We start from the raw sequence: 12,210 nt of genomic DNA, 5'->3' as shown, positions 1-12,210 counted from the left end.
GCGCTGCCGCCGCCGACACTCGGGCCCGCGCTGGTCGGGGTCGGCGCCGCACTCGTGCTGCTGCTCGGGTCCGCGCTGCCGCCGCTCGCGCCGCTCACGCGCGTGCCGCCGGTGCGCGTGCTGCGGCGCGACTGGGGCGACGCGTCGCGTATCGCGTGGGCCGCGTATGCGATCGGCGTCGTGCTGTTCGCGGGGTTGCTGATCATCGCGGCGGGCAACCTGAAGCTCGGGCTGATCGTCGCGGGCGGGTTCGCCGGCGCGCTGGTCGGTTTCTCGCTGATCGCGCGGCTCGTGCTGTACGCGGCGGCGCGCGCGGTGCGCAATGCGCGCGTGGCCGCGGGCATCGGCTGGCGCTACGCGCTCGCGTCGCTGCACCGGCGCGGCACGGCGAGTGCGCTGCAGATCACCGCGCTCGCGCTGGGCCTGATGTGCCTGCTGCTGATCGCGATCACGCGCAACGATCTCGTCGCCGGCTGGCGGCAGTCGACGCCGCCCGATGCGCCGAACCAGTTCCTGATCGATATCCAGCCCGACCAGCGCGACGACGTCGCGGCGTGGCTCGCCGCGCACGGCGTGCGCGACGCGGTGCCCGCGCCGATGGTGCGCGGCCGGCTCGTCGCGATCAACGGCAAGCCGGTGAACCCGGACGCGTATCCGTCGGACGAGGCGCGCCGGCTCGTCGACCGCGAGTTCAACCTGTCGTATACGACCGAGCTCCCGTCCGACAACCGGATCGTCGCGGGCGACTGGTTCGGCCATTCGGCCAGGCCGGAGATCTCGATCGAGGACGGGCTCGCGAAGATACTGAACGTGAAGCCGGGCGACACGCTGCGCTTCGACGTGACGGGGCTGACGGTCGATGCGCCGATCACCAGCGTGCGCAAGCTCGACTGGGGCTCGTTCCGCGTCAACTTCTTCGTGCTGATGCCGCCGCCCGTGCTGAAGGATTTCCCGGCCGTCTACCTGACGAGCTTCCACCTGCCGGCCGAGCAGGCGGCGCTGCTCGATCCGCTGATCGCACGCTACCCGAACCTCACCGCGATCGACGTCGCGCCGATCCTCGCGCAGCTGCAGCGGATGATGCTGCAGGTGGTCGGCGCGGTGCAGTTCCTGTTTGGGTTCACGCTCGCGGCCGGCGTGCTCGTGCTGTACACGGCGCTCGCCGGCTCGCGCGACGAGCGTGTGCACGAGGCCGCGCTGCTGCGCGCGCTCGGCGCGTCGCGCGCGCAGGTCAACGCGGTGCAGCGCGCGGAATTCATCGTCGTCGGCGCGCTCGCCGGCGTGCTGGCGTCGGCGGGCGCGATCACGGTCGGCTGGGTGCTCGCATCACGCGTGTTCGACTTCCAGCTCGCCGTCGATCCGTGGCTCGTGCCGGCCGGCATCGCGGCTGGCGTCGCATGCGCCGGTGCGGCCGGCTGGCTGAGCCTGCATAATGTGTTGCGGCGCCCCGCGCTGCAGTCGCTGCGCGACGCCTGAGCGTCGCCGGCGGCCCCGAATATCCCGTTTCCGAATATCCGTAATGACCGATGTGAATGATGATGCGCCGTCGCAGCCGACGGCGTTCGAGCTCGTGGGCGGCGAAGCCCGCGTGCGCGAGATGGTGGACCGTTTCTACGACCTGATGGACCTCGAGCCCGAGTTCGCGGAGATTCGCGCGTTGCATCCGGCGTCGCTCGACGGCTCGCGCGACAAGCTGTTCTGGTTCCTGTGCGGCTGGCTCGGCGGCCCCGACCACTACATCAGCCGGTTCGGCCACCCGCGGTTGCGCGCACGGCACATGCCGTTCCCGATCGCGTCGGTCGAGCGCGACCAGTGGCTGCGCTGCATGGCGTGGGCGATGGAGGACACCGGCTTGCCCGAGCCGCTGCGCGAGCGGCTCATGCATTCGTTCTACGACACGGCCGACTGGATGCGCAACCGGCCCGGTTGATCGACCGGTACGCCGCTGTCCGGACGCTGGACGATCTGCGTATGGGCGCCGGTCCGGTGCGGCGCGACACTGACCGTTTCCGCGATCGATACGAGGTTCCCCCCGATGACGACCCAGGCCCTGTTTCGCGAAGATGCCTATCTGACGCAATGCGACGCCGTCGTCGCGGCCGTCGGCGATGACGGCATCCGGCTCGACCGCACCGTGTTCTATCCGCTCGGCGGCGGCCAGGCCGGCGACAGCGGCGTGCTGATGCTGCCCGACGGCGGCACGATCGCGATCGCCGACACGCGCAAGGCGAAGTTCGACGGCGCAACCCCCGACGACGCCGTGCACGTGCCCGCGCCGGGCCAGGAAGCGCGCGTCGCGGCGCTCGCGCCCGGCGCGCGCGTGGTCGCGGACATCGACTGGCTGCGCCGTTACCGGCACATGCGGCTGCATACGGCCGCGCACCTGATGTGCGCGGTGCTGCCGTATCCGGTCGACGGCTGCAGCGTGACGGCCGACTACGTGCGGCTGGATTTCGCGACGTCCGACGCGATCGATCGCGTCGACGTCGAGCGCCGTCTCGCGGAGCTGGTCCGCGGCGCGCATGCGGTCACGACCGAATGGATCACCGACGCTGAGATGACCGAGCGGCCCGAGCTCGTGCGCACGATGAGCGTGAAGCCGCCGATGGGGCTGGGCCGCGTGCGGCTGCTGCGCATCGCCGGCGTCGACCTGCAGCCGTGCGGCGGCACGCACGTGCGCAATACGTCCGAAATCGGCGACCTGCGGGTCGCCAAACTTGAAAAGAAGAGCGCGCGGACCCGGCGCCTCGTACTGGAGTTTGCATGACGATCGACAACCTGACTGACACCGCCGTGGCGCTCGATCCGCAAGCGCGCGAGATTCTCGATTTCTGGTTCGGCGAGCCGGATTCGGCCGAGTTCGGCCACGCGCGCAAGGTGTGGTTCAACGGCGGCGCGGCGTTCGATGACGTGCTGCGCACGCGCTACGGCGCGTTGCTCGACGCCGCGTGCGACGGCGCGTGCGATCGCTGGGCCGCCACGCCGCTTGGCGCGCTCGCGCTGATCGTGGTCCTCGACCAGTTCTCGCGCAACATTCATCGTGGCACGCCGCGCGCATTCGCCGCCGATCCGAAGGCGTTGGCGCTCGCACGGCGCGTCGTCGCGGCCGGGTGGGACGCGCAACTGCCGAGCGGCCATCACCGCGCGTTTGCGTACCTGCCGTTCGAACATGACGAGTCGCATGAGAGCCAGCGCGAGGCCGTGCGGCTGTGCGCGGGTATTCGCGGCGAGGCCGGGTGCGAGAGCTATCACGACTTCGCGCTGCGCCATGCGGCCGTGGTCGAGCGCTTCGGGCGGTTCCCGCACCGGAACGCGATTCTCGGTCGCGCGTCGACCGACGAAGAGGCGGCATTCCTGCGCGAGCCCGGTTCGTCGTTTTGACGTGTGCAGCGGTGGCGCGCCGGGCGTGAAGGCTCGCGCGCTGCTTGCGTTGCGCACCGGAGATCACGACGGCGCCGTTGCGCGGCGCCGCCTTGCGTTACGGCGCTTCGTGTTCTTCAGGCGTGCGCACGTAGACGCGCAGCAGTTCCTCGTTGTCGCCCGGGCGCGCGCCGGTCCAGAACAGTTTCCATTCGCTGCCCGGCGCCGGATCGACGGCCCGCACGCCCTGGACGATCATCCACGTGCAGCGCGTCGTCTTCGCGTCGTCGATCGGCGTGTGCTGGATCCCGGAGAAGTAGTACAGCATCGGCGCTTCCGACTCGCCGAGCCCGTGCAGGCTCGCCATGCAGTCGCCGTCGCTCCATTCGAGCGCGAGATGCGCGTTCAGGTCGTCGAACACCGACCGGTAGCTCTTCGCGACGTCGAGCCACGGCAGCAGCAGCGTATATATGAGGCCCCACGCCACCAGCGCGCCCGCGCCCCACGACAGCGCGCCGCGCCACAGGCCGGTCGTGCGCAGCTTCGGCAGCAGCCACAGCCAGCCGACGGTCAGCACCAGCGCGCCGATCACGAACCCGGGCTCGATCGGCATCGTCCAGTCGAGCGGCAGCCAGCGGCCGAGCGGGGCGAGGCTCGCCCGCGATGCGCGCGGATCGGCCATCACCGCCCAGATCACCCACGCGAGCGCGACGGCGGTACCGAACAGCAGGCGGCTCAGGTAATCCCAGGCGAGATGCAGCCCGCGCGGCAGGCGCTCGATCGCCTGCGCGGCGACCAGCGCGAGCGGCGCGAAGAACGGCAGGATGTAGAGCTGGCGCGAGGTCGCGGATACTTGCAGCACCGCGAGGCCGATGCCGGCGAACAGCACGGGCAGCGCGACGCGCGGCGCGTGCCAGTCACGCCATGCGCCGCGCGCCAGCGCGACGATCGCGAGCGGCGCGACCGGGAAGCCGACGAGCAGGAACGCACGCAGGATGAAGAACGGCTTGTCGTTTTCCGCGCCGAGTTCCGGCACCGAGAAGCCGAAGAAGCGACCGACGTTGTTGTCCCAGAACCACGTCATGAACAGCGTCTCGGAGCGCAGGAACAGCGCGGTCGGCCAGATCAGCGCGAACGGTGCGAACACGAGCGCGGCGACACCGAGCGAGCGCGCGAACGCGCGCGTACGGCAGGCGGGGTAGAGCACCAGCGCGCCCATGAGCGTGGCGGCGAACACGAGCGGAACGAACAGCCCCTTCGCCATCAGCGCGATGCCGACGCCCGCGCCGAACATCGGCGCGGCCCAGCGGCTCCACGGCTGCATCGGCAGCGCATGCCGCATCTGCTGCGCGCGCGCGACGTGCTGCATCACGAGCTCGAGCAGGCCGCAGAAGGCCATTGCCGTGCCGGCGAACAGCGCGACGTCCGTCATCATGTCGTGCACGTGCTTGATGACGACGAGCGTGCCCGCGCTCAGCACGACGGGGCCCATCACGCGCAGGTCGAGCCAGCCTTGGGCCCGGCTGGCACTGCGTGCCGCGCGTGCGATGAAGCCGAACGCGAGCGCGGCGAACAGCGCGCTCGCGAGCCGTGCCGCGTCGTGCAGCGGCATCACGCGCTGCAGCAGCCACGCGAGGCTCGTCGCGACCCATGCGTAGAGCGGCGGCTTTTCCATGAAGGGCAGGCCGGCGTTGGTCGGCACGACGAAATCGCCCGTCTCGAGCATGTGCTGGATGATGCCGAACGTATAGGTTTCGTCCTGCTTCCACGGATCGTGGCCGAGCACGCCCGGCAGCGTATACGCGCAGACCAGCGCGGCGACCAGCAGCCAGACGCGCCAGCCGAGCCGCAGCACGCGATCGCCGGCGCCGTTCGTCGCGCTCGCGCCGGCCACGGCAGGCGTGCCGGCGGCATTGAGCGTCGCGTTGAGGTCGGGATCGGCGGCTGATCGGGCGTGCGTGGCCGAAGCGGGCACGGAGGATGTGCGTCGCCGGCCGGGCGCTGCGGTTCCTGGCATGGAAAAGATCTCGGTCGGGTCAAGCTGGTCCGGCGACATGGGCCGGAACCAATAAGGGGCGCATCAAGGCGAGAAAAACAGCCGGATGACCGGCCATTTTTAGGCTTGGCGCTAGTAAAGCACGGAACTGTTACGAACGTTTACTGAAATGGTCACGATATTGTGGAGATTTGTGGTGTCGTGACCGCGGGAACGTTTCAGTCGGCGCGTTTTGGCGCCTGGGAGGCCGATTATCGTCCGCCGCCGACGTCGAGCAGGGCGCCCGTCGTGTATGACGCCGCGTCGCCGAGCAGCCAGAGGATCGCCTCGGCGATTTCCTGCGCTTCGCCCGCACGGCCGAGCGGTGTCTGCGCGCCGAGGCGCGCCGCGCGGCCCGGCTGGCCGCCGCTTGCATGAATTTCGGTCTCGATCAGGCCCGGCCGCACCGCGTTGACGCGCACGCCGTGCGGGCCGAGTTCCTTCGCCAGGCCGATCGTCAGCGAATCGACCGCGCCTTTCGAGCCCGCGTAGTCGACATATTCGTTCGGCGAACCGAGCCGGGACGCGATCGACGACACGTTGACGATCGCGCCGCCCCGCCCGCCGCGGTCGATGGACAGCCGGCGCGCGGCTTCGCGCGCGCACAGGTAAGCGCCGAGCACGTTGGTGTCGAACATCCGCCGCAGCCGGTCGACCGGCATGTCGGCGAGCGACATCGACGGCGCGACGATCCCCGCATTGTTGACGAGCGCGTCGAGGCGGCCGAACGCCGCCGTGACTGCGTCGAACATCGCAATGACGTCCGCTTCGTTCGCGACGTCGCCGGCGACGACGCACGCGCGTGCGCCGGCGTCGCGAACGGCTTGCGCGGTCAGTTCGGCCGCCGCCGCGTCGCGCGCGTAGTTGATGCCGACGTCCCAGCCGCGCTCGGCCGCGAGTACGGCGGTCGCGCGGCCGATGCCGCGGCTTGCGCCGGTGATCAGGACGGCTTTGCGATCGGACGGTGCGGGCATCGCGCGTGGCTCCCGATAAGCGTTACTTGGCCGCGTCGTCGGACGCCCACTTGTCGCGGACGGGCGGCTGGTAGCGGCGCAGCTGCTCGATCAGCGCGACCGGTTCGGAGTCGATGCACAGCGCGTCGAAGTAGGTCGGACGCATGAAGCCTTCGTCGACCGTATGGCGCAGCAGCGCGATCAGCGGATCGTAGAACGAATCGATGTTGTACACCGCAACCGGCTTTCGGTGATAGCCGAGTTGCGCCCACGTATAGACCTCGAACAGTTCCTCGAGCGTGCCGGCGCCGCCGGGCATCGCGACGAACGCGTCGGCGAGGTCGGCCATCATCTTCTTGCGGTGGTGCATGTCGGGCACGACGTGCAGCTCGGACAGCCCGGTATGACCGACTTCCTTGTCGACGAGCAGCTCGGGGATCACGCCGACCGCACGGCCGCCGGCCGCCATCACTTCATCGGCGATCACGCCCATCAGGCCGACACGGCCGCCGCCGTAGACGAGCGTCAGGTCCGCATCGACGAGTGCGCGGCCGAACGCGCGCGCGGCGTCCGCATAGACGGGCCGCACGCCGGACGACGAGCCGCAGTAAACACACACTGCCTTCATTGTTTCGTATCCTTCGCGGCGGGCCTGGCGATGACCGGGCTGCCGGCGGGGCGGGGCGAACCGTCGCGCGGCGGCAGGTAGTCGGTGAACTGGCGCTTGGGCAGCTTGCCGGAGACGAGATCGTCGAACAGCTGGCGCGACCGGCCGCGCAGGTACGGGGCCATCACCGAGATCACGTGCATGCTCACCTGGTGCAGCTCTTCGCGGATCGCATCCTGATCGTTGTACTTGCGCGGATGCATCACGTACTGATACGACAGCCAGTACGTCGAGATCACGGCCATGTTGGTGGCGATAACTTCGATCTCGGCCGGCGTCGCGACCATTTCGGCATCGGACACGAGCAGTTCGCACATGTCGTGCGCGAAGCGCACCTTGTGGCTGATGATCTGCTTGAAATGCGTCTCGAGCGTGCGGTTGCGCGCGAGCAGGTCGTTGAGGTCGCGATACAGGAACCGGTAGGTCCACATGAAGTCGGCCATGTACTGCAGGTACGACCACGTCTCGTCGATCGTCGGACGGTGATCTTCGGGGAAGCGCAGCCGCCGTTCGATCTGCTGCTCGAACTGCGCGAAGATGCTGTTGATGATGTCGTCCTTGTTGCGGAAATGGTAGTACAGGTTGCCTGGACTGATTTCCATTTCCTCGGCGATCGTCGTGGTCGTGACGTTCGGCTCGCCGATCTCGTTGAAGAGTTTCAACGACAACTCGAGAATCCGTTCGCGGGTGCGGCGGGGAGGTTTCGCTTCCATGTCGTCCGGCCCTGTGTGTGCCGGACTGGCGGGCGCTGCAATCGATGCTGCGAGATTCGTCCGGCGCGGGTTGCTGTTCTAAGTCTAGCGGACGATTATAAACCGCTGTTTCCTGCCAACGGGCGCATTTCGTGATCGCGCGCGTTCCCGGTGCATGGTGCACCGCCGCACGGCGGCGCTGCCGCGGATGCCGCTAGAAGCCGAGCCAGCGCGCGACGACCGGGCCGAGCACGAAGCCCCACGTCGTCACGCATGCGAACAGCGCGACCGTGACCGCGGCACTCCCGAGATCCTTCGCGCGCTTCGACAGTTCGTGGCGCTCGAGCGAGATGCGATCGATCGCGGCCTCGACGCTCGAGTTCAGCAGCTCGACGATCAGCACGAGCAGCACCGACGCGATCAGCAGCGCGCGCGACGCGGCCGGGACCGGTGAGAACGCACCGATCGGCAGCATCAGCGCGGCGAGCGTGAGCTCCTGGCGAAAGGCGCTCTCCTCGCGGATCGCGACGCGAAACCCGTTCAGTGAATGCTTGAGCGCGTACCACGCGCGCGTGATGCCGCGGTGGCGCTTGTACGGGTTCGGCGGCAGCGGCGCCAGACGATCGTCGGGGCCGAGCGGTTCGTGCGTGTGCACGTCCGCGTCGGCGTGCGGCTCTTCTTCGTCGAACGGATGAGGCAGTTGCGCTGTCGCGGCAGCGGATGGGATCTTGTCGTTCAGGTCTCGTTTCAAACGGCGGCACCTTCGGCGGGCGAGTACGCGGTCTTCGGCAGCGGCTTCAGATGCGACGCGAACTGCTCGGACGCCGCGCGCCACGAGAAGCGCTCGGCCCACGCGCGGGCAGTCTCGCGTTCAATCTTCAGCGCCTCGAGGCAGGCTTCCTGCAGGTCTTCGTGCATCGCGCCGGCATCGCCCCCGCCGAGCACGTCGATCGGGCCCGTCACGGGGTAAGCGGCGACCGGCGTGCCACACGCGAGCGCCTCCAGCAGCACGAGGCCGAACGTGTCGGTGCGACTCGGGAACACGAACACGTCGGCCGCAGCATACACCTTGGCGAGCTCGGCTTGCGATAGTACGCCGAGATAGTTCGCCTCCGGATAGCGCGATTTCAGCTCGGCGAGCGCCGGACCTTCGCCCGCGACCCACTTCGAGCCCGGCAGGTCGAGACGCAGGAACGCCTCGACGTTCTTCTCGATCGCGACCCGGCCCACGTACAGGAAGATCGGCCGCGCGGTGTTGAGCACCTTCGACTCCATCGGCCGGAAGATGTCGAGATCGACGCCGCGCGTCCACAGCACGACGTTCGTGAATCCGAACTTCTCGAGATCCTGCTTCACGACCGGGGTCGGCGCCATCACCGCGAGCGACGGCCCGTGGAACCAGTGCAGGAACTTGTAGGTGGCCGACAGCGGGATGCCGAAGCGCGCCTGCACGTATTCCGGAAAGCGCGTGTGATACGCGGTCGTGTACGGCAGCTTGCGCGAGCGTGCATAGCGTCGCGCGGCGAGGCCGAGCGGGCCTTCGGTCGCGATGTGCAGCGCGTCGGGTGCGAACGCATCGATGCGGGCGCGCAGCTTGCGGTACGGCAGGATCGACAGGCGGATCTCGGGGTAGGTCGGGCAGGGCACCGTGCGGAATTCCAGCGGCGTCAGCATTTCGACCCGGTGGCCGAGCGCGGTGAGTTCGCGGGTGGTGCTCTTCAGCGTGCGCACGACGCCATTGACCTGCGGTTCCCATGCGTCGGTGACGATCATGATCTTCATCGCGGCTGTGTCCTGTAAGTGGAGTTGTGTCAGGCGGTGGCCTTGGCCTTGCGCGACGGGGCTGCGGACGGCGCGGTGCGCATCGCCGTCCAGTAGACGATCTTCAGTTCGCCTTCCATCGTTTCGACGAGGGCGGACAGGCTCTCGACCCAGTCGCCGTCGTTGCAGTACAGCACGCCGTCGATGTCGCGGATCTCGGCCTTGTGGATGTGCCCGCACACGACACCGTCGCAGCCGCGGCGGCGCGCTTCGTCGGTCATCACGGTCTCGAACTGCGAGATGAAGTTCACCGCGTTCTTCACCTGGTGCTTCAGGTACTGCGACAGCGACCAGTACTGGAAGCCGAGCCGGCTGCGGATCCGGTTGAACCAGCGGTTGAGCACGAGGATCAGCGTGTAGAGCGTGTCGCCGAGATACGCGAGCCATTTCGCGTGCTGGATCACGCCGTCGAACAGGTCGCCGTGCACGATCCACAAACGCTTGCCCGCGAGCGTCGTGTGAAACGCCTCGCCGCGCACCTGGATGTCGCCGAACGCGAGGTCGCAGAACTGCCGCGCGCCTTCGTCGTGGTTGCCCGGGATGTAGACCACCTGCGTGCCCTTGCGCGCCTTGCGCAGGATCTTCTGCACGACGTCGTTGTGCGCCTGCGGCCAGTACCAGCCCTTCTTCAGCTGCCAGCCGTCGATGATGTCGCCGACGAGGTACAGGTACTCCGAATCGTTGTGGCGCAGGAAATCGAGCAGGTACGGCGCCTGGCAGCCGCTGGAGCCGAGATGGATGTCGGACAGCCAGATCGTGCGGTAACGATGCGCGGACGGTTCGGGGTCGTCATGCTGCGTCGCGTGCGCGGCCGGCGGCTCGTGCGTCGAAAGGGCATCGGTTGCGGCCGAGCCGGACAGGAAGGCGGTGACGGCGCGGGCGCCGAGCGGTTGACGGAACAGGGAGGTCGCGGACGTTTTCTGGCCCATGCATGACTCGCGCCGGTTGACATTACCGGCATTGCGCCATGTGGGCGTGACCATGCCATGACAGTCACGAGACGTTCTTATTACTGTCGTCGCGGCGTGTTTAGCGGTGAATGGGGCGCGGTTGTGTAATCTGCCGAACCGACGGGCCTGTCGCTATCGGGCAAGCCGCGCGGGGCGGCCCTGCGGGCGGTTTCGACGGGTTTCGTCTGATGGATGCGCGAACCGCGCGAGGCGCGTCAGCGCGGAATCGCGACGACGCGCGTGCGCGCGAGGCGGTCGTGGGGGAACTGACGATCGGCGTGCAGGCGGGCGGCGCCGGCCCACGTGACGATCCACGCGGCGGCGAGCGCGAGCGTGACGGGCACCGACAGGCCGAGCAGCGGATGCAGGGCGAGCGGCGGCAGGAACCACAGCCAGCCGAGCGCATAGCGGACGAGCGCATGCGCGGCGCTCAGCGGCCGGCCGCTCGACGATTCGAGCCGCAGCCGCCAGGTCTTCATCGGCAGTGTCTGGCCGCCATGGGTCCAGAACCAGACGAAATACGCGCCGACGACGAGCGCGATCCACGCGGCGAGGAGGTCGTGATGGACGAGGCCGTTGCGCTGCTGCGTCGTGAGGCTGAACGCGAGGCCCGCGAAGAACACGACGCCGAACAGCAGCACGGCCTCGTACAGCATCGCAGCGAGGCGCCGCCGCACGGACGGCGCGGCGACGGCCGGGGCCTGGGGTGCGGGGGCGCTCGCCACGGCCGCTCAGGAACCCTTGAACATCGACGGCGCGTCGGCCGGTGACACGGGCGTGACGATGGCCGGTGCGGTTGCGGGCCCGGTACCGGACGTGGATGACGCGGCGGGCGGCACGCCGGCACCGGCCGATGAGGGCACCGGCACGGCTGCGACGTTGCTCGCCGGATGCTCGTGCGAATTGACGAGGCGGCGCACATCGCGGTCGGCGACGGTCGGCGGCGCGCTGACGACGCTCGGCCGGCGACGGCGCTCGGTCGCGGCTAGGCGTTGCTTCTGTTCTTCGGGCAATTGCTGGTAGGCCTTCCACGCGCGCTCGCGCGCCTGCGCGGACAGCTCCTTCGCGCTCTGGTAATTCTCGCGCGCGACGCGCCGCTGCTCGGGCGTCATCCGCGCCCATTCGGACATTCTGTCCTGCAGGTTTTTTTGCGCATCAGGCGTCAATTTCGCGAAACGCGATGCGATCTTCAGCCATTTCCGCTTGCGCGCATCGCTGAAGCCGTCCCACTGATCGGCGAACGGCGCGAGCGCCACACGTTGTGCGGGCGTCAGCCGCGCCCACGACAGCGGGCCGTTGGCGGCCGGCAGCGGCAGGGGCAGCGGGGCGAGTTCGGTGGACAGCGCGGCGGCGGCCGAGGTCGGCGCGGGCGCGCTGCTGGCCGCGGCGGAGACCGTCGCGGGGGGCGGGTTGAATCGGGAGTAGGTGGCGACGTAGGAAACGGCGATCGCGATCACGCATCCGAAAAATACGGCCAGGCCGCGTTTCTGATTCACCCGTGCGATCCCCTCGTTATTGTCTGTTAGCGTGCGTGCGAAAGATACGCGTTGAACCCGTGATCGAGATACGCGTTGAGCGGCAGGTCGTCGCTGAGCATTGCCGCGTCGATATCGGCGAGCTCGGCGGTGCGCTGCATGTCTTCCCAGTAGGCGATGCCGACGAGCCCCGCCAGCAGCAGCGCGAGCGGCCACGCGCGCAGCAGCCGGCGCGCGAGCGACACGGACGGGCGGTA

Annotated in this window: 14 protein-coding genes; 4 read left to right on the top strand and 10 right to left on the bottom strand. The window is 68.9% G+C overall.

Annotated features, from left to right (window positions below; genetic code table 11):
- The 4 genes from F3J14_RS29955 to F3J14_RS29940 all read left to right on the top strand — a co-directional run.
- Nucleotides 1-1,476: FtsX-like permease family protein (locus tag F3J14_RS29955; protein ID WP_247682312.1), on the top strand; the 1,476-nt coding region annotated here is incomplete at its 5' end.
- Nucleotides 1,477-1,519: 43 nt separating this feature from the next.
- Nucleotides 1,520-1,930 (top strand): group II truncated hemoglobin, encoded by a 411-nt coding sequence (locus tag F3J14_RS29950; protein ID WP_166726016.1) that lies wholly within the window; start codon nt 1,520-1,522, stop codon nt 1,928-1,930.
- Nucleotides 1,931-2,035: 105 nt separating this feature from the next.
- Complete coding sequence (locus F3J14_RS29945; protein WP_166726015.1) at nt 2,036-2,767, top strand: alanyl-tRNA editing protein; 732 nt, start codon at nt 2,036-2,038, stop codon at nt 2,765-2,767.
- A complete protein-coding gene (locus F3J14_RS29940) occupies nt 2,764-3,381 on the top strand; it encodes a DUF924 family protein (protein WP_166726014.1) in 618 nt (205 codons plus the stop codon). The genes F3J14_RS29945 and F3J14_RS29940 overlap by 4 nt, the downstream gene beginning before the upstream one ends.
- A gap of 97 nt (nt 3,382-3,478) precedes the next feature.
- Here F3J14_RS29940 and F3J14_RS29935 read toward each other — a convergent pair whose 3' ends face one another.
- The 10 genes from F3J14_RS29935 to F3J14_RS29890 form a co-directional block, all read right to left on the bottom strand.
- Nucleotides 3,479-5,377, bottom strand: a complete 1,899-nt coding sequence (locus tag F3J14_RS29935) for a glycosyl transferase (RefSeq protein ID WP_166726013.1) — start codon at nt 5,375-5,377, stop codon at nt 3,479-3,481.
- Nucleotides 5,378-5,607: 230 nt separating this feature from the next.
- Nucleotides 5,608-6,369: an SDR family oxidoreductase gene (locus F3J14_RS29930; protein ID WP_166726012.1), complete on the bottom strand. Its 762-nt coding sequence runs from the start codon at nt 6,367-6,369 to the stop codon at nt 5,608-5,610.
- Between the two features lie 22 nt (nt 6,370-6,391).
- On the bottom strand, nt 6,392-6,976 hold the full coding sequence (locus tag F3J14_RS29925) for a TIGR00730 family Rossman fold protein (protein ID WP_166726011.1): 585 nt from the start codon (nt 6,974-6,976) through the stop codon (nt 6,392-6,394).
- The gene (locus F3J14_RS29920) at nt 6,973-7,728 is read right to left on the bottom strand and encodes a TetR/AcrR family transcriptional regulator (RefSeq protein WP_166726010.1); all 756 of its coding nucleotides are present in this window, start codon (nt 7,726-7,728) and stop codon (nt 6,973-6,975) included. Before F3J14_RS29920 ends, F3J14_RS29925 begins: the two co-directional genes overlap by 4 nt.
- Before the next feature lie 193 nt (nt 7,729-7,921).
- Entirely contained in the window at nt 7,922-8,458 is a 537-nt protein-coding gene (locus F3J14_RS29915; protein WP_166726009.1) for a diacylglycerol kinase, read from the bottom strand.
- Nucleotides 8,455-9,489: a glycosyltransferase family 1 protein gene (locus F3J14_RS29910; RefSeq protein WP_166726008.1), complete on the bottom strand. Its 1,035-nt coding sequence runs from the start codon at nt 9,487-9,489 to the stop codon at nt 8,455-8,457. The genes F3J14_RS29915 and F3J14_RS29910 overlap by 4 nt, the downstream gene beginning before the upstream one ends.
- 29 nt (nt 9,490-9,518) lie before the next feature.
- A complete protein-coding gene (locus F3J14_RS29905; RefSeq protein ID WP_166726007.1) occupies nt 9,519-10,457 on the bottom strand; it encodes a UDP-2,3-diacylglucosamine diphosphatase in 939 nt (312 codons plus the stop codon).
- A gap of 236 nt (nt 10,458-10,693) precedes the next feature.
- Nucleotides 10,694-11,203 carry an RDD family protein gene (locus F3J14_RS29900; RefSeq protein WP_166726006.1) on the bottom strand — a complete coding sequence of 170 codons (510 nt, stop codon included), beginning with the start codon at nt 11,201-11,203 and terminating at the stop codon, nt 10,694-10,696.
- Nucleotides 11,204-11,209: 6 nt separating this feature from the next.
- Complete coding sequence (locus F3J14_RS29895; protein ID WP_166726005.1) at nt 11,210-11,974, bottom strand: DUF3106 domain-containing protein; 765 nt, start codon at nt 11,972-11,974, stop codon at nt 11,210-11,212.
- Nucleotides 11,975-12,000: 26 nt separating this feature from the next.
- The coding region (locus F3J14_RS29890; RefSeq protein ID WP_166726004.1) for a DUF3619 family protein at nt 12,001-12,210 on the bottom strand (210 nt) is incomplete at its 5' end.

This window comes from Burkholderia sp. Tr-862 (assembly GCF_011753085.1).
Classification (GTDB): Bacteria; Pseudomonadota; Gammaproteobacteria; order Burkholderiales; family Burkholderiaceae; genus Burkholderia; species Burkholderia ambifaria.
Note: the sequence above shows the minus strand (reverse complement) of the source record. Positions and strands in the feature narration are given on the sequence as shown.

Coding starts and splice junctions, on each gene's coding strand:
- F3J14_RS29905 (WP_166726007.1), bottom strand. CDS start 10,457: ATGGGCCAGAAAACGTCCGCGACCTCCCTGTTCCGTCAACCGCTCGGC.
- F3J14_RS29950 (WP_166726016.1), top strand. CDS start 1,520: ATGACCGATGTGAATGATGATGCGCCGTCGCAGCCGACGGCGTTCGAG.
- F3J14_RS29920 (WP_166726010.1), bottom strand. CDS start 7,728: ATGGAAGCGAAACCTCCCCGCCGCACCCGCGAACGGATTCTCGAGTTG.
- F3J14_RS29935 (WP_166726013.1), bottom strand. CDS start 5,377: ATGCCAGGAACCGCAGCGCCCGGCCGGCGACGCACATCCTCCGTGCCC.
- F3J14_RS29945 (WP_166726015.1), top strand. CDS start 2,036: ATGACGACCCAGGCCCTGTTTCGCGAAGATGCCTATCTGACGCAATGC.
- F3J14_RS29925 (WP_166726011.1), bottom strand. CDS start 6,976: ATGAAGGCAGTGTGTGTTTACTGCGGCTCGTCGTCCGGCGTGCGGCCC.
- F3J14_RS29910 (WP_166726008.1), bottom strand. CDS start 9,489: ATGAAGATCATGATCGTCACCGACGCATGGGAACCGCAGGTCAATGGC.
- F3J14_RS29940 (WP_166726014.1), top strand. CDS start 2,764: ATGACGATCGACAACCTGACTGACACCGCCGTGGCGCTCGATCCGCAA.
- F3J14_RS29930 (WP_166726012.1), bottom strand. CDS start 6,369: ATGCCCGCACCGTCCGATCGCAAAGCCGTCCTGATCACCGGCGCAAGC.